At 63.1% G+C, this 19,415-nt stretch carries 22 protein-coding genes; 17 read left to right on the top strand and 5 right to left on the bottom strand.

Going from position 1 to position 19,415, the window contains the following annotated elements:
- The first annotated feature begins 28 nt into the window (after positions 1–28).
- Complete coding sequence (locus NKI64_RS22480; RefSeq protein WP_050587055.1) at positions 29–646, top strand: TadE/TadG family type IV pilus assembly protein; 618 nt, start codon at positions 29–31, stop codon at positions 644–646.
- Between the two features lie 30 nt (positions 647–676).
- Entirely contained in the window at positions 677–1,312 is a 636-nt protein-coding gene (locus NKI64_RS22475) for a TadE/TadG family type IV pilus assembly protein (protein ID WP_023699476.1), read from the top strand.
- A gap of 26 nt (positions 1,313–1,338) precedes the next feature.
- Here the strand turns inward: NKI64_RS22475 and NKI64_RS22470 are convergent, their stop codons facing one another.
- Positions 1,339–2,292 (bottom strand): PhnD/SsuA/transferrin family substrate-binding protein, encoded by a 954-nt coding sequence (locus NKI64_RS22470; protein ID WP_352670043.1) that lies wholly within the window; start codon positions 2,290–2,292, stop codon positions 1,339–1,341.
- Between the two features lie 175 nt (positions 2,293–2,467).
- Between NKI64_RS22470 and NKI64_RS22465 the strand changes: the two genes are divergently transcribed.
- From NKI64_RS22465 to rpsT, 4 genes are all read left to right on the top strand, one after another.
- Entirely contained in the window at positions 2,468–3,706 is a 1,239-nt protein-coding gene (locus tag NKI64_RS22465; protein ID WP_023806291.1) for a phosphopentomutase, read from the top strand.
- A complete protein-coding gene (gene mutM, locus NKI64_RS22460) occupies positions 3,699–4,589 on the top strand; it encodes a bifunctional DNA-formamidopyrimidine glycosylase/DNA-(apurinic or apyrimidinic site) lyase (protein ID WP_352670040.1) in 891 nt (296 codons plus the stop codon). Before NKI64_RS22465 ends, mutM begins: the two co-directional genes overlap by 8 nt.
- Positions 4,590–4,629: 40 nt before the next feature.
- The gene (locus NKI64_RS22455) at positions 4,630–5,403 is read left to right on the top strand and encodes an enoyl-CoA hydratase (RefSeq protein WP_023681994.1); all 774 of its coding nucleotides are present in this window, start codon (positions 4,630–4,632) and stop codon (positions 5,401–5,403) included.
- 159 nt (positions 5,404–5,562) lie between these two features.
- Positions 5,563–5,829, top strand: a complete 267-nt coding sequence (gene rpsT, locus NKI64_RS22450) for a 30S ribosomal protein S20 (RefSeq protein WP_023681995.1) — start codon at positions 5,563–5,565, stop codon at positions 5,827–5,829.
- 26 nt (positions 5,830–5,855) lie between these two features.
- Here the strand turns inward: rpsT and NKI64_RS22445 are convergent, their stop codons facing one another.
- Complete coding sequence (locus NKI64_RS22445) at positions 5,856–6,071, bottom strand: hypothetical protein (RefSeq protein WP_352670037.1); 216 nt, start codon at positions 6,069–6,071, stop codon at positions 5,856–5,858.
- A 605-nt stretch (positions 6,072–6,676) separates the two neighbouring features.
- Here NKI64_RS22445 and dnaA point away from each other — a divergent pair.
- The 7 genes from dnaA to NKI64_RS22410 all read left to right on the top strand — a co-directional run bounded on the left by dnaA (position 6,677) and on the right by NKI64_RS22410 (position 13,765).
- Positions 6,677–8,221 (top strand): chromosomal replication initiator protein DnaA, encoded by a 1,545-nt coding sequence (dnaA, locus tag NKI64_RS22440; protein ID WP_031195619.1) that lies wholly within the window; start codon positions 6,677–6,679, stop codon positions 8,219–8,221.
- 277 nt (positions 8,222–8,498) lie between these two features.
- On the top strand, positions 8,499–9,617 hold the full coding sequence (gene dnaN / locus NKI64_RS22435; protein ID WP_023669575.1) for a DNA polymerase III subunit beta: 1,119 nt from the start codon (positions 8,499–8,501) through the stop codon (positions 9,615–9,617).
- Positions 9,618–9,679: 62 nt separating this feature from the next.
- Positions 9,680–10,825: a DNA replication/repair protein RecF gene (gene recF / locus NKI64_RS22430; RefSeq protein WP_023703472.1), complete on the top strand. Its 1,146-nt coding sequence runs from the start codon at positions 9,680–9,682 to the stop codon at positions 10,823–10,825.
- A gap of 31 nt (positions 10,826–10,856) precedes the next feature.
- Positions 10,857–11,612, top strand: coding sequence for a molybdopterin-synthase adenylyltransferase MoeB (locus tag NKI64_RS22425; RefSeq protein WP_023703473.1), 756 nt, complete (start codon positions 10,857–10,859; stop codon positions 11,610–11,612).
- A gap of 4 nt (positions 11,613–11,616) precedes the next feature.
- Positions 11,617–12,105, top strand: coding sequence for a GNAT family N-acetyltransferase (locus tag NKI64_RS22420; RefSeq protein WP_023703474.1), 489 nt, complete (start codon positions 11,617–11,619; stop codon positions 12,103–12,105).
- Positions 12,102–13,355, top strand: coding sequence for an aconitase X (locus NKI64_RS22415; RefSeq protein WP_023736145.1), 1,254 nt, complete (start codon positions 12,102–12,104; stop codon positions 13,353–13,355). The genes NKI64_RS22420 and NKI64_RS22415 overlap by 4 nt, the downstream gene beginning before the upstream one ends.
- Complete coding sequence (locus tag NKI64_RS22410; RefSeq protein ID WP_023736146.1) at positions 13,352–13,765, top strand: aconitase X swivel domain-containing protein; 414 nt, start codon at positions 13,352–13,354, stop codon at positions 13,763–13,765. The genes NKI64_RS22415 and NKI64_RS22410 overlap by 4 nt, the downstream gene beginning before the upstream one ends.
- 12 nt (positions 13,766–13,777) lie before the next feature.
- On the opposite strand, the gene NKI64_RS22405 is transcribed toward NKI64_RS22410, so the two are convergent.
- Complete coding sequence (locus tag NKI64_RS22405; protein WP_023736147.1) at positions 13,778–14,779, bottom strand: 2-hydroxyacid dehydrogenase; 1,002 nt, start codon at positions 14,777–14,779, stop codon at positions 13,778–13,780.
- 157 nt (positions 14,780–14,936) lie between these two features.
- Here NKI64_RS22405 and NKI64_RS22400 point away from each other — a divergent pair, with 157 nt between their 5' ends.
- Positions 14,937–15,494 carry an SH3 domain-containing protein gene (locus NKI64_RS22400; protein WP_023669569.1) on the top strand — a complete coding sequence of 186 codons (558 nt, stop codon included), beginning with the start codon at positions 14,937–14,939 and terminating at the stop codon, positions 15,492–15,494.
- Positions 15,495–15,507: 13 nt separating this feature from the next.
- On the opposite strand, the gene NKI64_RS22395 is transcribed toward NKI64_RS22400, so the two are convergent.
- Both NKI64_RS22395 and irrA read right to left on the bottom strand, forming a co-directional pair.
- Positions 15,508–15,867 carry a DUF4260 domain-containing protein gene (locus NKI64_RS22395; protein ID WP_023669568.1) on the bottom strand — a complete coding sequence of 120 codons (360 nt, stop codon included), beginning with the start codon at positions 15,865–15,867 and terminating at the stop codon, positions 15,508–15,510.
- 10 nt (positions 15,868–15,877) lie between these two features.
- Positions 15,878–16,309 carry an iron response transcriptional regulator IrrA gene (irrA, locus tag NKI64_RS22390; protein WP_352670029.1) on the bottom strand — a complete coding sequence of 144 codons (432 nt, stop codon included), beginning with the start codon at positions 16,307–16,309 and terminating at the stop codon, positions 15,878–15,880.
- 344 nt (positions 16,310–16,653) lie between these two features.
- Between irrA and fabA the strand changes: the two genes are divergently transcribed.
- From fabA to fabI, 3 genes are all read left to right on the top strand, one after another.
- A complete protein-coding gene (gene fabA / locus NKI64_RS22385) occupies positions 16,654–17,169 on the top strand; it encodes a 3-hydroxyacyl-[acyl-carrier-protein] dehydratase FabA (protein ID WP_352670026.1) in 516 nt (171 codons plus the stop codon).
- A 122-nt stretch (positions 17,170–17,291) separates the two neighbouring features.
- Positions 17,292–18,512 carry a beta-ketoacyl-ACP synthase I gene (gene fabB / locus NKI64_RS22380; protein WP_352670023.1) on the top strand — a complete coding sequence of 407 codons (1,221 nt, stop codon included), beginning with the start codon at positions 17,292–17,294 and terminating at the stop codon, positions 18,510–18,512.
- Between the two features lie 33 nt (positions 18,513–18,545).
- Positions 18,546–19,358: an enoyl-ACP reductase FabI gene (fabI, locus tag NKI64_RS22375; RefSeq protein WP_023669564.1), complete on the top strand. Its 813-nt coding sequence runs from the start codon at positions 18,546–18,548 to the stop codon at positions 19,356–19,358.
- Positions 19,359–19,415 lie beyond the last annotated feature (57 nt).

Raw genomic sequence — 19,415 nt, 5'->3', positions numbered from 1 at the left:
ACCGCATCAGGATCGGCAGGAACGGGATATGGGCGACGTTTTGGACGAGGATTCAGAACGCGAGATCTGCAAGGCCAAGGCAGGGCGCGTGACGTTTGCCCGTCGTTTCCTGCGTGATCGGCGCGGCAGCACGGCGATAGAATTCGCGATGCTTGCGTTACCGTTTGCGGCTCTCGTCTTCGCCATCCTCGAGAGCTGCGTTTCATTTGCCGGACAGGAGGTGATGGCCAACATCACCGATGATATCGCCCGTCAGTTGCGTACTGGCCAGTTGAGGCAAGCCGATGTGACGGAAGAGAAGCTGAAGGGCTTGGTCTGCGCCAGACTCGAGATCATTGTCGCGAAGGGTTGCCCCGGTTTGCTGGTGGATCTGCGCCCGTTCAAGACCTTTGCCGGGGCAGCCAGTGCGGGTTTCACGATTTCCGGCTCGACCATCACGCTGACGGGCAAGGATCCGGATACAGGCAAGGACCCGGCTTTCGGGACCCCTACAATAGGTCCGGCAGAATCAAAGAACATGCTGCGGGTCTTTTACCCCTGGCCGGTCATGACCGATTTCATGGCTCAATACATGTCGAATATGGATGGCGGCAAGACTCTGCATTACGCGACGACAACGTGGCAAAACGAGCCATTCGACAACTGAGTTTGCACGTGTAAGCAAAAGGAAAAGTGCATGTTTCGTGCGGGGGCACATCCGGGGATGTCGGTTGTCTGGAAGAGAGCGGCGCGGTTTTTTTCCGATCGGCGCGGCATAGCGGCCGTCGAGTTTGCCCTCATCGTGCCTGTCTTGCTGATCATGTATTTCATTACCATGGAGGCCTCGCAAGCCATCGAGGCCAGCAAGAAGGTCAGCCGCATCAGCTCCATGGTTGCCGACCTCGTCACGCAGCAAACGTCGGTGGTCAACGCAGATCTCACCGACATCATGAAGATCGGCAACTCCAGCCTTCAGCCTTACAACCGCTCGGTCGCCAATATCTCCATTACGGCAATCGACATCAGAACCGACCCGAACAATCCGATACCGCAAGCAAAGGTGGCGTGGTCCTGGAGCGTGCTGGATGGGAAGACTGGCCGCGACTCCAACCCGACAACTTCCACCACCGTTCCGGCGACGCTCAATGTTGCGGGGACTTTCCTCATTCGTGTCAAAACCACTCTAGCATACCAACCGATCATCTCCTGGTCGGAAGGCTCCGAAAAGCCGCTCGGATTTATCTCGGCCTTCAACAAAGGCAAGATAACGATGAGCGAAACCTACTATCTCAGGCCGCGCCGGGCCACGTCGATCCCCTGCAGCGATTGCTGAAGCAGTTCTACCCATTCAACCCGGGTTCATTGCGCGCTGCTGTCGGTGCTGGCTGACACCAGGCGCACGATGGAAGCGGCCATCGCATAGTCACTCGCAGCGGCGAGCGTGAACCCTCCCGAATGTCTCGATTCCACGAAATCGTAGACTTCCGGCGACTGCGATCTGAGATTGGTGAGGAAGACGGTCAGTCGGCGTTTGGCTTCGGGGTCGAGATCGCTGCGTACGGCGTGAGGGCCGTATCTGAGCACGCCGGAAGTCCAGATGATCTGGAGCGCGGCTTCTGGAATCCCCGCCGCCTCCAGCCGCGCCGCCGTGCCGTCCGGATCAGCCGGCTGATCGCCAGCAATCGCCGTCCGGTTTTCCGCCGTGGCCCGCTCCCAGCCGAATACGGCATCGGCCTGGCCATCGGCCAGCATCGCTTCTGCGGCGGCAGCCGAGCCGGCATGAACGAGGAATGGCGCATTCTGGCTGATCTTGATGCCGTCGGCCGCCAGCCCGGCGAGCGGTAGAAGCGAACCGCCGACATTGCCGGACGGCGCCATGGCGATGCGGTGCGTTTCCAGGGCCGCGAGATCGGAAAGCCTGCCGTCGCGCGTCAAAAGCACGGAGCGGATGCCCGTGGCACCGTCGGCATCGACCGGCGCCACAAGAGGTTCGACGCAGCCGCAGCGCTCCGAGGCGGTGGCGTAGGCGGTCGCCGAATAGACCGCGTATTGAATCCGGCCATTGGCCTGCGCCTCTATCAGCGCCGCATAGTCATGCGCGACGACGAATTCCACCTTCATGCCGAGCGCCCTGCCGTAGGCGTCAGTCAGCATGGCCAGACCCGGAACCGTGTTGCCGGCGCCCGGCTCGGCAACGATGCCGATCCGAAACGCGCCGATCTGGTCGCGCCAGTCGGCGTGCGCGGCGAGCTGCGAGGCCAGCAGTGCTACGGTGGTCGCCAGTGCACTCCAACCGAGGTCAGCCCGTCTCATCGATCCATGCCCCGCACACCGTTCCTTGAAGCGCATTGCATGTCTCAAGGATGCGTACACCACGCCTGCCCGACTTCGCGACCATCGCGTCAGGCCGTTGCCGCCTGGTTTACGATTTGCCAATGCCGCGACGGGACCTTATGTCTGGTCAACCAGACTGGCAATGACGGCACCTATGTCACGCGCTTTCCTCTTCGTTCTCGATTCTTTCGGCATTGGCGGCGCCGCCGATGCCGAACGCTATGGCGACGCCGGCTCGAACACGTTCGGACATATCGCGCTGGCCTGCGCGGAAGCCCGCGCCGATCGCGAGGGCCTGCGCGAGGGACCGCTGAAGGTGCCCACCATGGTTTCGCTCGGTCTCGGCCGCGCAGCAGAAACCGCAACCGGCTTCCAATTCGACAGCAAAGCCGCCGTTTCAGCCTCCGCTTTCCACGGCGCCGCGCAGGAGATTTCGAGCGGCAAGGATACGCCGTCGGGTCACTGGGAAATCGCCGGGCTGCCCGTGCGGTTCGACTGGGGCTATTTCCCCGATAAGGTGCCCGCCTTCCCTGCCGAACTGACCGAAGCGATGATCCGCGAGGGTAAGGTGCCGGGCATTCTCGGCAACTGCCATGCGCCCGGCACGGAGATCATCGAGCGCTTCGGCGAGGAGCATATCCGCACCGGCCAGCCGATCTGCTACACCTCGGTCGATTCCGTCCTGCAGATAGCAGCGCACGAAGTTCATTTCGGCCTTGAGCGGCTCTACGAGTTCTGCAAGACGGTACGCCGGCTGGTCGATCCGCTGAAGATCGGACGGGTGATCGCACGGCCTTTCCTGGGCGAAACATCAGCCACCTTCGAGCGCACCTACAACCGCCATGACTACGCCGTGCCGCCGCCTGAGCCGACGCTGCTCGACCGCTTGACCGGGCGCGGCAGCCGGGTGATCGCGGTCGGCAAGATCGGCGACATCTTCGCCCACCGCGGTATCTCGGAAGTACGCAAGGCGCCCGGCAACATGGCAATGTTCGACAAGGCGCTGGGCGCGATGGACGATGCCGGCGACGGCGACCTGGTGTTCGCCAATTTCGTCGACTTCGACACCGAGTTCGGCCATCGCCGCGACGTCGCCGGCTATGCTGCGGCGCTCGAAGCCTTCGACCGCCGGCTGCCCGAGGCACTGGCAAAGCTGAAGCCGGGCGATCTGCTCATCCTCACCGCCGACCATGGCAACGATCCGACATGGCGTGGCACCGACCACACGCGCGAACGCGTCCCGGTCATCGGCACCGCACCGGGTCTCACGGGCGGCGACATCGGGCTCAGGACCACCTTCGCCGATATCGGCGAGACGGTCGCCGAACACCTCAAGCTGGCGCGCGGCCGCCACGGCGCTTCCTTCCATGCGGCGATAGGCGGCCATGCCTGAACTGCCCGAGGTCGAAACCGTCCGGCGCGGCCTGCAGCCGGTTCTGGAATGCGCGCGGATCGTGCGCGTCGAGGCGCGCCGGCCCGATCTCAGATTTCCGTTTCCGGCGAGATTTGCGCAGCGGCTGACCGGCAAGACCGTCATCGCGCTTGGCCGCCGCGCCAAATATCTCACCATACACCTGGACGATGGCCCGGTGCTGATCTGCCATCTCGGCATGTCGGGCTCGTTCCGCATCGAGGCCGCTGATGACAAAGAGACGCCCGGCACGTTCCATCAAGAGCGCTCGAAGAATGCCAAGCACGACCATGTGGTGTTCCATGTCGTGTCGCCTGTCGGCGTCCAGTCTCGCGTGGTCTTCAACGACCCGCGTCGCTTCGGCTTCATGCTGTTTGCGGAAGGCCTGGCCGACGCGCATCCGATGCTCGCGGGACTGGGCGTCGAGCCGACCGGCAATGCGCTGGAAGGCGCCCTGCTCGCCTCTCTGCTGAAGGGCCGCAGATCGCCGTTGAAGGCGGCGCTGCTCGACCAGAAGCTGATTGCCGGGCTCGGCAATATCTATGTGTCGGAAGCGCTGTGGCGCGCCGGCCTTTCGCCATTGCGCGAGGCAGGCACCATCGCCGGGACCAGCAAGAAGGCCAAGGAACAGAGCGAACGACTGGCCGAGGCAATCCGTTCGGTGATCGCCGATGCGATCGCCGCCGGCGGGTCTTCGCTGCGCGACTATGTGCACACAGACGGGTCGCTGGGCTATTTCCAGCATTCCTTCGCGGTCTACGATCGCGAAGGCGAGCCCTGTCCGACGCCCGGCTGTCGCGGCCACATCGAGCGCATCGTGCAAAGCGGCCGCTCGACCTTTTATTGCCGGACCTGCCAGCGGTAAGCTAGACGGTCCTTCAGTGCCGCAACCAGGAGGCCAGCCCATGAGCTATGAAACCATCATCGTCGAGACGCGCGGCAAGGTCGGCCTGATCACGTTGAACCGGCCTAAGGCGCTCAACGCGCTGAACGCGCAGGTGCTGGCGGATTTGCTGACGGCGGCAAAGGGGTTCGACGCCGATCCCGGCATCGGCGCCATGGTCATCACCGGTTCCGAGAAGGCTTTTGCGGCGGGCGCCGACATCAAGGAAATGCAGGCCGTCACCTACGCGGAGGCCTATGTGCAGGATTTCTTCGTCGGCTGGGAAGAGTTTACCCGTGCGCGCAAGCCGATGATCGCCGCTGTCGCGGGCTATGCGCTGGGCGGCGGCTGCGAACTGGCGATGATGTGCGATTTCATCATTGCCGCCGACACGGCCAAGTTCGGCCAACCCGAAATCACGCTTGGCGTCATTCCCGGCATGGGCGGCTCGCAACGGCTGACCCGCTTTGTCGGCAAGTCGAAGGCCATGGACATGTGCCTGACCGGTCGGATGATGGATGCCGCCGAAGCCGAGCGCAGCGGCCTGGCCTCGCGCGTCGTGCCGGCCGGCGAGTTGATCGAGGAGGCGATGAAGGCCGCGGCCAGGATATCAGAGTTTTCACTGCCATCGGTGATGATGGCCAAGGAGGCAGTCAACCGCGCCTACGAGACGACGCTGGCGGAGGGACTGCGCTTCGAACGCCGGCTGTTCCACTCGCTGTTTGCGCTCGACGACCAGAAGGAAGGGATGGCAGCCTTTGCCGAGAAGCGGAAGCCGAATTTCACCAATCGCTAGAGTGGCGGCGGCGAGGACCAAAAAGAAGCCAAAGCGGCGTTGACGCGCCGGAAAAGCTGAACTATAAGCCGCTCCAACCGAGGCGGCCGTTGGCTGCCCGTTTGTTTTTTGCGCCCTGCGGCATCCCGCATGCGCCCACCAGATCAGAAGAGAGGCATCATGGCCAATACCTCCTCGGCCAAAAAGGCAACGCGCAAGATCGCCCGCCGCGCAGCGATCAACAAGAACCGCCGCTCGCGCGTGCGTACATATGTCCGCCAGGTCGAAGAGGCACTGGCTGCCGGCGACAAGGCAGCCGCGCTGGAAGCCTTCAAGACCGCAGAGCCGGAATTGATGCGCGCCGCGACCAAGGGCGTGATCCATAAGAATACGGCATCGCGCAAGGTGTCGCGTCTGGCTCACCGCCTCAAGGTGCTGTCGGCCTGATTGACCGTTCCTGAACTGTCGTTCTTTCAAACCCGGCCAATCGTGCCGGGTTTTTTCGTTTGCCGGCAAGCACTTAAAAAGAACTGCCGCAAAGCACGCCCGAGCCGCATTCCAGAGTCTGGAATGCTTTGCCGGCACATACACTCCCACTGATATTCCAATCCGCCGAAACGGCCCACGCCAATAAATTTGGCTGTCACAAATTGCTGATATTTTTCAACGACTTGCTGGAAGTGATCCACAGCTTGTTCACATCGCCTGTGGGCGATAGGCAGCAAGTTGGTGTCAAGCGAATTATTTCAGAAAATTTCAAACCGCACAGCCATTTTCATATTCGCGGCAAAAGGGTTTGAATCCCAATGGCTTTGTCAAAATATGCGCTTCCAGCACGGAGCCCGAACCGTTGTTCACTAACCAGATTCCTTAAAAATCCGTTAGAGGTGGCCTTGCCCTATCCACAGCGATTTCGGTAATGTCGGTCTATCGAAAGGGACGGGCCATTAGCCCTTAACCTAGCCTGAATCGGCCAGCTAACAGTGGCAGAATTCATGACGTGGATCAATTCCGCGAACGGGTATGGCTTGCCTTTTCGATACGATAGGGGACTGGCGTAATTGTACATGGCAGCTTGATGGCGCACCGGCGTTTTCGCCGGGTAGCACCGCTTTGCCCGAACATGTCAGACGGACTGGCTTTAAGCAGCCGGGACCCATCCCATTCTGACGAGGCAACGTCATCCGCCGGCGGCGGCGGTGGTGTTGTAGCGAAGATACGGTCGCCGGAAACATGGGTGCAGGAGGCGCACTCCCGGCGGAAAAAAGGTACAAAGGAAAAGGGACGCACAATCATGCAGAGCGGCATCGAGCGGGAGCTTACGGGCGACCTGCCATTTCCCGGAACATTGGTCGGAGCGCACGATATGGCGGCTTCCAGCGACGCGGAACAGAAGTTCGACCGGGTCAAGGCCCAGTTGAAGGCGCGCCTGGGAACCGAGGTCTATTCGAGCTGGTTCGGCCGTATGAAGGTGGCTGAGGCTTCCCGGGGCATTGTACGCATCTCGGTGCCCACGGCCTTCCTGCGCTCGTGGATCAATGGCCATTATCTCGATCTCATCGCCGATCTGTGGAAGCACGAGGATCCCGAAATCCTCAAGATTGAGATGGTCGTGCGCACCGCGACCCGTCCTGCCCGCAATGGCGTCGAACCCGAGGCCGTGCCGGCGCGCAAGATGACCAAGCATACGCAGACCGCATTGGCGGCCGGCACGGTCGGCCCCGGCAGGGTGGAGCGGGCGCCCGCCCCTCGTCCCGGCACGCCGATCGAGAGCGAATTCCGGCACAATGTGCTGGGGTCGCCGCTCGACCCGCGCTACACGTTCGGCTCCTTCATCGAAGGCCCGTCGAACCGGGTGGCTTTCGCCGCAGCCAAAGCCGTGGCGGAATCGCAGTCGAGCGCGGTGCGCTTCAACCCGCTGTTCCTTCATGCGACCGTCGGGCTCGGCAAGACGCACCTTTTGCAGGCGATTGCGGCCGAATCCCTGAAACAGAACCCGAAATCGCGCGTCGTCTATCTGACGGCCGAATATTTCATGTGGCGCTTCGCCACCGCGATCCGCGACAACAATGCGCTGACGCTGAAGGAACAGCTGCGCGACATCGACCTCTTGATCATCGACGACATGCAGTTCCTGCAGGGCAAGTCGATCCAGCACGAATTCTGCCATCTCATCAACATGCTGCTCGACAGCGCCAAGCAAGTGGTGGTTGCCGCTGACAGGCCGCCGTCGGAACTGGAATCGCTGGAACCGCGGGTGCGCTCGCGCCTCAATGGCGGTGTCGCGCTGGAAATGTCGGCGCCGGACTTCGCCATGCGCATAGGCATGCTCAAACTTCGGCTTGCCACCGCCAAGGTTGACGATGCATCGCTCAATATTTCGGAGGAGATCCTCAACCATGTCGCCCGCACGGTGACCGGCAGCGGTCGTGAGCTGGAGGGCGCGTTCAACCAACTGCTGTTTCGTCAGTCGTTCGAGCCGGCGATCACCATCGACCGCATCGACGAGATCCTGGGGCACATCTATCGCTCTGGCGAGCCGAAGCGGGTGCGCATCGAGGACATCCAGCGCATCGTGGCGCGCCACTACAATGTGTCGAAGACCGAGTTGCTGTCCAACCGGCGCACGCGCACCATCGTGAAGCCCAGGCAGGTCGCCATGTACCTGTCGAAGGTATTGACGCCGCGCTCGCTGCCGGAGATCGGCCGGCGGTTCGGCGGGCGCGACCACACCACGGTGCTGCATGCGGTGCGCAAGATCGAGGACCTTTCCGGCGTCGACAACACGCTGGCGCAGGAACTGGAACTGTTGCGCAGGCTGATCAACGACCAAGCCTGATCGGCGCGGCAAACGGTCGTCGCGCTTTAAATTTTCTTGTTTTGATGCATGTCGTTGTCCCAAAACCGCTGCGCAGTTTTCGGCGACATGCATCGGTTGCCGGCCAACGTCCGCTTTATCCCCAGAAAGCCCGCTTAACCGGCGCGAACCGGTGGCCCGGACTTGCGTTTGCTGGCTTTTTCCTGTCAGTTTGCATAGATTCTGAGCCTGTTCAGACCTTTCGCGGGGCGCCGCCCACTGGTGACCCGTCCATTCATTCAAGCGAGCCTGTTTCGTCATGCGTGTTATCCTGGAACGGTCCAATCTCCTGAAGTCGCTCAACCACGTTCATCGCGTGGTCGAGCGGCGCAATACCATACCGATCCTGTCGAACGTGCTGCTCAGCGCCGAGGGCGCCAGCCTTGAAATGAAAGCCACCGACCTCGACCTCGAAGTGACCGAAGCGACGCCGGCAAAGGTCGAGCGCGGCGGGGCGACGACGGTTCCGGCGCACCTGCTCTACGACATCGTGCGCAAGCTGGCCGACGGCGCCGAAGTGATGCTGAAGACCGACGAGGACGGCAACGCCATGACGGTAACGTCGGGCCGCTCGAGCTTTCGCCTGCAATGCCTGCCGCAGTCCGATTTCCCGGAGCTTTCGGCGGGATCCTTCTCACACATCTTCCGGCTCGATTCCGTCGCCCTGAGAGGCCTTATCGAAAAGACCCAGTTCGCCATCTCCACCGAAGAGACGCGCTACTATCTCAACGGCATCTACCTGCACACGCATGAAACTGGCGGCAAGCTGAAGCTGCGTTCGGTGGCGACCGACGGCCACCGCCTGGCGCGCGCCGAGATCGACGCTCCGGCCGGGTCCGAAGGCATGCCGGGCATCATCATTCCGCGCAAGACGGTCAGCGAATTGCAGAAGCTGGTCGACGATCCCGATGTCGCGGTGACCACCGAATTGTCCGACACCAAGATCCGCTTCACCATCGGCAGCGTGGTTCTGACCTCGAAGCTGATCGACGGCACTTTCCCGGACTACCAGCGCGTCATTCCGACCGGCAACGACAAGAAGCTGATCATCGACCGCCAGAGCTTCGCCGCCGCCGTCGATCGCGTCTCGACCATTTCCTCCGAGCGCGGCCGCGCGGTGAAGCTTTCGATCACCGAAGGCCAGGTGACGCTTGCCGTCAACAATCCGGATTCGGGCAGCGCCACCGAGGAACTGGCCGCTGATTACTCCTCAGACCCGATCGAGATCGGCTTCAACGCCAAATATCTGCTCGACGTCGCTGCTCAACTGACCGGCACGGAAGCCAAGTTCATGCTGGCCGATGCCGGTTCGCCGACGCTGATCCACGACATGGCCGATGAGACCGCGCTCTACGTGCTGATGCCGATGCGGGTGTAGCAGCCGCACTGCGGCACACTGCAGCATAATTGATTGCGGCGACTTCTACAGGCGGATAGCGGTTGCCGGAACAAAATCACATAAGTAAGCTCACACTTACGAATTTCCGCAATTATGCGGCGTTGTCGATCGGCTTTTCACCCGGCGCGGTGGTGTTTTCCGGCGACAATGGCGCCGGCAAGACCAATCTCCTGGAAGCCATCTCGCTGCTGACGCCTGGCCGCGGCCTGCGCCGTGCGCCCTATGTCGACGTGGCCCGCGAAGGCGGCGATGGCGGCTTTGCGCTGCACGCAAGGCTCGACGGGCCGGAGGGGCAGGTCGAGATCGGCACCGGCATCACCGGGGGTGAAGCGGCCGGCGAGGGCGGTCGCAAGGTGCGCATCAATGGCGCGCCGGCACGGTCGGCCGACGCCATGCTGGAATGGCTGCGCGTGGTCTGGCTGACGCCGGCCATGGACGGCCTGTTCCCCGGACCTGCCGCCGACCGGCGGCGCTTTCTCGACCGGCTGGTTTTGGCTGTCGATCCTGGCCACGGCCAGCGTGCGCTCGATTACGAGAAGGCGATGCGCGGACGTAACCGCTTGCTTACGGAAGGCTCGCGCGACGGCGCCTGGTTCGACGCCATCGAGATGCAGATGGCCGAAACCGGCGTGGCGATCGCGGCTGCGCGCGCCGAGCTGGTGCGCCTGCTGGCCGCCATGATCGACAGGTTGCCGTCCAGCGGGCCGTTTCCGCAAGCCGACATCAGCCTCTTCGGCGACCTTGAAAGCCATGTCGCCTCAGCACCCGCTGTGGATGTCGAGCAACGCTATCGCGACGCCCTTGCCGACGGCCGCGAGCGCGACCGCGCCGCCGGACGCACGCTCGACGGCCCGCACCGTTCGGATCTACTGGTGCGCCACCGCCCCAAGGCGATGCCGGCCGAACTCTGCTCGACCGGAGAGCAGAAGGCGCTGCTGGTCGGCATCGTGTTGTCGCACGCAAGGCTGACCGGCGAGATGTCGGGGATGACGCCGATCCTGTTGCTCGACGAGATTGCCGCGCATCTCGATGCCGGCCGGCGCGCCGCGCTGTTCTCGATCCTGGAGGAGCTGAACTGCCAGGCCTTCATGACCGGAACCGACGCCGCGCTGTTTTCCAGCCTGAGGGGACGCGCGCAGTTCCTCACCGTCGACCACGGCACGGTTGGGCCAACCGAAGAGACCTGACAAGGTTTTTGCTCCGCTATATGGTCGGGCAATGACCCCTGCCGCCCTCACCGACGAAGAACTCGAACGCTATGCCCGCCACATCGTGCTGCCTGAGATCGGCGGCGCCGGCCAGCAGAGGCTGAAGCGGGCGCGAGTGCTGGTGATCGGCGCCGGCGGCCTCGGCGCGCCGGTGCTGGAATATCTCGCTGCCGCAGGCGTCGGCACGCTTGGCATCGTCGACGACGATATTGTCTCGCTGTCCAATCTGCAGCGGCAAGTGATCCACGCCACCGATACGGTCGGAACGGCGAAGACCGAGAGCGCCAAAGCAGCGATCGCCCGGATCAATCCCCATGTCGCGGTGGAATTGCACGATTTCAGGCTGACGGCCGACAATGCTGCCGTTCTCGTGGCGCGCTACGACGTGGTCGTCGACGGCTCCGACAATTTCGAGACGCGCTATGTGGTGGCGGATGCCTGCGCGGCGGAAAAGCGGCCGCTCGTGCATGCCGCCGTCGGCCGCTTCGACGGCTCGGTTACGGTGTTGATGCCGTTCGGCACCGGCACCGACGGCAGACCGAACCCTGGATATCGCGACCTCTTTCCCGAAGCGCCGCCAGAGGGGCTGGTGCCATCCTGCGCGGTGGCCGGGGTCGTCGGTGCGCTGACCGGCGTCGTCGGCACGCTGCAGGCGATGGAAACGATCAAGCTGATCACCGGCATCGGCGAACCGCTGGTCGGCCGGCTGCTGCTCTACGATGCGCTGTCGGCGCGCTTCGACACGATCCGCTACAAGAGAAGCTGACCGCATGGATCAGCCTGCCAGTGTTTTGGTCACGCAGCTCGCCCCCGGCTTCGACCGCTGGGACGAACTGCTCAGCCTGATCATGCGCGCCTTTGCACCGATGGACGGCGTCATCGACCCGCCCTCCTCGGCACATCTGCTGAACGCCGGAAACCTCAGGGACAAGGCTGGCCGAGAGACCGTGTTGCTGGCCCTGCAGGATGACAGGATCGCCGGCTGCGTTTTCGCGCTGGAGAGAGCCGATGATTTCTACATCGGCAAGCTCGCCGTCGAACCTGAGCTTCAAGGGCAAGGCATCGGCAGGCGGCTGATGCAGGCTGTCGAATTTCTCGCCCGCAGCCGGAACAAACCGGCCATCGAACTGCAGACGCGAATCGAACTGACCGTAAATCATGCAACCTTTGCCGGTCTCGGCTTTCGCGAGACTGAACGCACCGCGCATGACGGCTATGACCGGCCGACCTCGATCACCTTGCGCAAGGAGTTGGCGTGAGCCTTGCACTCAGCTCACAGGAGCAGACAGTCGCCTCCGGCCATGACGGGGCGGCGATGGCGATGCGCATCGTTGCCGAAAGCGCTGCGCTGCTCGGCGCGCCGCGACTTATCCCGATCGCCTCGACGCATATAGACGGCGCGCTCTATCACGGCGATTCCGGCACGCTGTTTGCCGAAAGGCTGGTCGATAGCGGCGCCAGGGTCGCGGTGCGCTCGACGCTCAATGTCGGCGCGCTCGACCTGATGGGCTGCTCGCGCGTGCGCCTCGAAGAGCCGGCGCGCGGCATGGCGCGACGAATGATGGAGGCCTACCGCAAACTGGGCTGCGAGCAGAGCTGGACCTGCGCGCCCTATCAGGCCGGCCACAGGCCGGCGCTTGGCAGCGATGTCGCCTGGGGTGAATCCAACGCGGTGGTGTTCTGCAATTCGGTTCTGGGGGCACGCACCAACCGCTATGGCGACTTCCTCGACATCGCCTGCGCCATATCGGGCCGCGCGCCGGATTACGGCCTGCATCGCCCCGAGAACCGGCAGGCACGGCTGGTGTTCGATGTGTCCGGCCTATCCGCCTCGTTCCTTGGCTCCGAGATCGCCTGGCCGGTGCTGGGCAACCTCTACGGCCGTGAGGTCGGCAATGCGATCGGCGTCGTCACCGGCATATTCAGCCATCCCGGCGAGGATGCGCTGAAGGCCTTCGGCGCGGCGGCGGCATCGTCGGGCGCCGTCGGCCTGTTCCACATTGCCGGCGTGACGCCCGAGGCGCCCGACGCCGAGACCATCCTGGTGGGCGGCAGGCCGGAAACGATGATCCGCGTAACGCCGGAGATGGCCATGAAGGCCCGCGCCGGCCTGTCCACCGCAGCCACGCAGACCGCCATCGATGCCGTGGCGATCGGCAGTCCGCATCTGTCTTTGGCCGAATTCGATGCACTTGAGCGGCTGATTGGCGGGCGGCGGCTCAGCGTGCCGATTTACGCCTGCACCGGCCGCCACGTGCTCACCAGGCTGGAGCAGAACGGCAAGCGCAAGATGCTCGAAGCCAGCGGCGTCATCATCGTCGCCGACACCTGCGTGGTGGTGACGCCGATCCTGCCGGATCTGGCCGGCGGCGTGCTGATGACCAATTCGGGAAAATTCGCGCACTACGCGCCGGGCAATACCGGTTACGCCGTGCTTTACGGCTCGCTGGCCGACTGCGTGGAAAGCGCGGTTGCCGGTAAGCCCAGGTTTACGGACATCGCCGCATGAATGCTGCAGCCGACATACTGGTGCCGGGCAGCGGAGGCGAAGGGCTGGCCTTGGTGCTGACGGCGCCGATCAGCTTCTGGGGTGGCGTCGATCCGAAGAGTGGCCGCATCGCCGATGTCCGCCACCCCCAGTATGGCGAAACCATTTCCGGTCGCGTGCTGTTCCTGCCCGGCACGATCGGCTCGTCCTCGGCGTCCGCCGTGCTGATGGAACTCCTCCACAATGGCCATGCGCCGACGGCACTCGTGCTGCACGAGCCGGACGCGATCCTGCTGCTTGGCTTGATTGTGGCCAGGCAAATGGGCTGGCGGACGCCGGTAGCGCTCAGGCTTAGGCGCGACGCTTTTGAGGCCTATCCCGGCAAGCGTGTGAGTGTCGCGGCGGATGGCGCCCTCACAACCGCATCCTGAACGCGGCCCGCTTCAAGTCCGTAGCGGCAGCACGCGGTCCGGCGGCCGGTGGCCGTCGAAGAAGGCGCGGATATTGATGATCACCTTCTCGCCCATGTCGATGCGGCCCTCGATCGTCGCCGAACCCATATGCGGCAAAAGCACGACCTTGTTCTTGGCGGCAAGCTTCAGCAGTTTCGAGTTCAGCGCCGGTTCGTGCTCGTAGACGTCGAGGCCGGCCCCGGCGATCTTGCCGTCCTGGATAAGCTTGACCAGCGCTTCCTCGTCGATAATGTCGCCGCGCGCGGTGTTGACCACATAGGCGGTGGGCTGAAGCAGAGCCAGGCGCCGCGCCGAAAGCAGATGAAAGGTCGCCGGCGTCGACGGGCAGTTGACCGAGATGATGTCCATGCGGGCAAGCATCTGGTCGAGGCTTTCCCAATAGGTCGCCTCCAGCCCTTCCTCTACCGCCGGCAGCACGCGATGGCGGTTATGGTAGTGGATCGACAAGCCGAAAGCCTTGGCGCGCCTCGCAACCGCAGTGCCGATACGGCCCATGCCGACGATACCGAGGCGCTTGCCCCAGATGCGCCGGCCGAGCATCCAGGTCGGCGACCAACCGGCCCATTTCTTGTCGCTGGTCAGCACATTGGCGCCTTCGGCCAGCCGCCGCGGCCCGGCCAGCATCAGCGCCATGGTCATGTCGGCCGTATCCTCAGTCAGCACGTTCGGCGTGTTGGTGACGGTAATGCCTTTCCTGGCCGCCGCAGCGACGTCGATCTTGTCGACGCCATTGCCGAAATTGGCGATCAGCTTGAGATTGTCGCCGGCCTGGGCAATCAGCGCCGCATCGATCTGGTCGGTGATGGTCGGCACCAGCACATCGGCTTCCTTGATCGCCGCGACCAGCTCCGGCTGCGTCATCGGGCGGTCCTCGACAATCAGCCTGGCGTCGAAGAGTTCGCGCATGCGGGTCTCGACCGGATCGGGCAGCTTGCGCGTGATGACGACGAGAGGCCGTTTTTTGCCTGCCATTGTTTCCTCGAACCCGATCTCGTTGAGACCTCTTTAACCAAGACAGGCGAAACTGAATACCGGTCGCGGTGCCTGCCACTCCTGTAACAAGCGGTGCCGCCGAAGACAAAGAAAAAGGGGCGCCCGGACCAAAGGGCACGCGCCGAAAGGAATGAAAGTGTCTGGTTTCGCGTCGCTTCGCCTGATCCTCAGCGCAGCGCTTCTCGGCGCTCTCCTGCATTCCCCGCAAGCCGCGGCGCAAGGTGCCGCCGCACCTGTGCAGACGGTCACGCTCGGGCCGAGCGGCCTGCCGCTGCCGCGTTTCGTCAGCCTGAAATCGGCTCGCGTCAACTCGCGCGTTGGCCCCGGCGCCAACTATTCCGTCGACTGGATGTACACAAAGGCCGGCCTGCCGATGGAAATCATCCAGGAATTCGATACCTGGCGGCGCGTGCGCGATGCCGATGGCTCGGAGGGTTGGATCAACCAGTCGCTGCTGTCCGGCCGCCGGACCGCGATCGTCGCCCCCTGGCAACGCACCAAAGGTGGCCGAATCAATCTGCTCGACGATGCCGATAAGGACGCCAGCGTCATCGCCATCATCGAGCCGGGCGTTACGGGCACGATCAAAACCTGCGATGGCCAGTGGTGCGAAATGACCTTCGACGGCCACACCGGCTGGATCGCCCAGTCGCAGGTGTGGGGCGCCTATCCCGGCGAGCACGTCAAGAATTGAGATTGCTGGAGGCCTAACGGCCGATACGGCCGAGATGGGTGTCCTGAAAACCGGTCGACAGTTTGAGACCGTAGCCGAGCGCGCGGTCGACGGCGATGTGGATGATCCATATCAGACCAATAGCGGTCGCCGTCGAATTGGCCAGAACATATCCGGCGAGGGCCAGCAACAGCGGGACGATCAATATGTGCAACGCGTTGTAAGCGACAGCGCCGATCCGTGCCCCGGCGAGATAGCCCAGCATCGACAGGTCGGGCGCCAGAATAAGCAGGGCGAACAGCCACCAGGAAACGCCTGACGCGGCATAGGCGACTATAGCCACGACCGCCACCGCAACCCATTCGAGCCGGATTGCAAAATCGACAGGTTTCACGGGTTGGGGCTTAAACGCTGCGCTTCGGGCGCAGCCTCACCACGATGTCGACATTGGCGATCTCCATGCCTGCGGGTGGCTCCGGCAGGTTGGAGACGGTCACCGGACCGCTTTCTATATCGAAGATCCTGTTTTCGCCTTCGATGTAAAAATGATGGTGATCGGAGGTGTTGGTGTCGAAATAGGTCTTGGACCCCTCGACCGCCAGGATGCGCAGCAGGCCGGCCTGGGTGAACTGGTGAAGCGCGTTGTAGACGGTGGCGAGCGAGACCGGCACGCCGGCGGCGACCGCCTCTTCATGCAGTTCCTCGGCCGAAAGGTGGCGGTCGCCCTTGGCAAACAGCAGATCGGCCAGCGCAACGCGTTGGCGTGTCGGCCTGAGGCCGGCTTCGCGAACCCGCTTGTCCACAGCGACATTTTCCTTCCGGCAGCCCAGATCCATCTATCCGTCCAAGCCCACAGTTCTGCCTCAAGACACGCCCAGAGTGGCGAAAAAACGTCATCAACCGAAACTGGATACCTCCCGACATATATTCTGTTGGCGGAATACGATCAATAGAGCGACGTGCGTCCAGTTGGACGCACTAAGTGCGCTCTATCGCTTTTTTGGCGTCGCATCGTGCTTTCCGGAATCGAGATCGATTTCGGGCCGATGCGAGAGCGCGCATTGACCCGGGCAGACGGGCGGGTTAAGCGCAAACGCCGGTTTCCGGACCGAAAGGGATTGTGTTAGGAAACCAACGACAAGGGCGCCCCACCGCCCGGGACATTATGGGGACGAGACATATGGCGGGTTCGAAATCCAGCTACGGTTATGAGGAATTGCTTGCCTGCGCCCGCGGCGAGCTGTTTGGGTCTGGCAACGCCCAGCTGCCCTATCCGCCGATGCTGATGTTCGACCGCATCACCGAGATCAGCGAGACCGGCGGCGCCCACGACAAGGGCTTCATCCGCGCCGAATTCGACATCAAGCCGGACCTGTGGTTTTTCGCCTGCCATTTCATCGGCAATCCGATCATGCCGGGGTGCCTGGGCCTCGACGCCATGTGGCAATTGACGGGTTTCTACCTCGGCTGGCTCGGCGAGCCGGGCAAGGGCATGGCGCTGTCGACCGGCGAAGTGAAGTTCAAGGGGATGGTGACGCCTTCGGTCAAGAAAGTGGAATACGGCATCGATTTCAAGCGCGTCATGCGCGGACGCCTGGTTCTCGGCATCGCCGATGGCTGGCTTAAAGCCGACGGCGAACCCATATACGCGGCGACAGACCTCAAAGTGGGGCTGTCCAAGCAATCGGCCGCCTGACCGGCGCCACTGCAGCAGGGCGTTCCCGGACGCGCAACGACGCTGCGGCATTTTGGTTTTGCGTATGATCGCCGGCGAAAACCGACTAGGGTTTCGGGATCATCCGCTGGAAGGAGTTGCGAATGAGAAGGGTCGTCGTCACAGGCCTCGGCATCGTATCGTCGATCGGCAACAACGCCAACGAGGTGCAATCCTCGCTCCATGATGCCAAATCAGGCATCAGCTTCTCAGATTCCTTCGCCGAACACGGCTTCCGCTGCCAGGTCTGGGGTGCGCCGACGCTCGACCCGACCCCTATGATCGACCGGCGCGCCATGCGCTTCCTGAGCCAGGGCGCGGCCTGGAACCATGTCGCGATGGACCAGGCGATCGCCGACGCCGGGCTTGGCGAAAGCGACATCACCAATGAGCGCACCGGCATCGTCATGGGCTCGGGTGGCCCCTCGACCCGCACCATCGTCGAGGCGGCCGAGACCACGCTCAAGAACAACAGCCCCAAGCGCATCGGTCCGTTCGCGGTGCCGAAGGCGATGTCGTCGACCGCGTCGGCGACGCTCGCCACCTGGTTCAAGATCCACGGCGTCAACTATTCGATCTCGTCGGCCTGCTCGACCTCGGCGCATTGCATCGGCAACGCCTACGAACTGATCCAGTGGGGCAAGCAGGATGTGATGTTTGCCGGCGGCCATGAGGACCTCGACTGGACGATGTCGGACCTGTTCGATGCCATGGGGGCGATGTCGTCGAAGTATAACGACAAGGCGTCAACAGCGTCACGCGCGTATGACGTCAATCGCGATGGCTTCGTCATCGCGGGTGGCGCGGGCGTCCTCATCCTGGAGGAGCTCGAACACGCCAAGGCGCGCGGGGCCAAGATCTACGCTGAGATCGTCGGCTATGGCGCGACGTCGGACGGTTACGACATGGTGGCGCCGTCGGGCGAAGGCGCGGTGCGCTGCATGCGCCAGGCTCTGGCGACGGTGTCCACGCCGGTCGACTACATCAACACCCACGGCACCTCGACGCCGGTCGGCGATTCCCGGGAAATGGGCGCCATCCGAGAGGTGTTCGGCGACAAGATGCCGTTCATCACCTCGACCAAGTCGCTGACCGGCCATTCGCTGGGTGCCGCCGGCGTCCAGGAATCGATCTACTCGATCCTGATGATGCAAGGCGGCTTCATCGGCGAGAGCGCCCATATCGAAAACCTCGATCCCGAATTCGAGGGCATGCCGATCGTGCGCAAGCGCATCGACGACGCCAGGATCGACACGGTTTTGTCCAACTCGTTCGGCTTCGGTGGCACCAACGCAACGCTGATTTTCCAGCGCTATTCCGCATAAGGCCAGCGTTTTTTTGTAGGGGGATTGCCGGCCATGGACGGACTGATGAAGGGCAAGCGCGGGCTTGTCATGGGCGTCGCCAACGATCATTCGATCGCCTGGGGCATCGCCAGGAAATTGTCCGAACACGGAGCGGAGCTTGCCTTCACCTATCAGGGCGACGCATTCGGGCGCCGCGTCAAGCCGCTTGCCGAGAAGCTTGGGGCGTCTCTGGTGGTGCCGTGCGACGTCGAGGACAGCGCATCGGTCGCCGCCACCTTCGAGACGCTCGGCAAGGAATGGGGCGGGCTCGACTTCGTCGTCCACGCCATCGGCTTTTCCGACAAGAACGAGCTCAAGGGGCTCTACGCCGACACCAGCCGCGACAATTTCGTCCGCACCATGGTCATCTCCTGCTACTCCTTCACCGAGGTCGCCCGCCATGCCGCCCCGCTGATGAGCGAAGGCGGCGCGATGATCACGCTGACCTATGCCGGTTCTGTCCGCGTCATGCCGAACTACAACGTCATGGGCGTCGCCAAGGCCGGACTGGAAGCCAGCGTGCGCTATCTCGCCAACGACTATGGCCCGCGCGGCATCCGGGTGAACGGCATATCGGCGGGACCGGTGCGTACTTTGGCCGGCGCCGGAATCTCGGACGCCCGCCACATGTACTCCTACCAGCAGCGCAACTCGCCGCTGCGCCGCACGGTGACCATCGACGAGGTCGGCGGCTCGGCGCTCTATCTTTTGTCCGACCTCTCGTCAGGCGTCACCGGCGAAATCCATTATGTGGATTCCGGCTATCACATCGTGTCGATGCCAACCCTGGATGAGTTGAAGCAGACCGACAGCGTACGCGATTAATTCACCAGTAAAATTAGATGCATGGGCGGAAACTCATTTTAAGGAGATATCCGCTAG

Origin of the sequence: Mesorhizobium sp. M0478, assembly GCF_040321305.1 — a bacterium.
Taxonomy (GTDB): Bacteria; Pseudomonadota; Alphaproteobacteria; order Rhizobiales; family Rhizobiaceae; genus Mesorhizobium.
The sequence above is the reverse complement of the archived record's forward strand: the minus strand, read 5'-3'. Positions and strand labels throughout refer to the sequence as shown.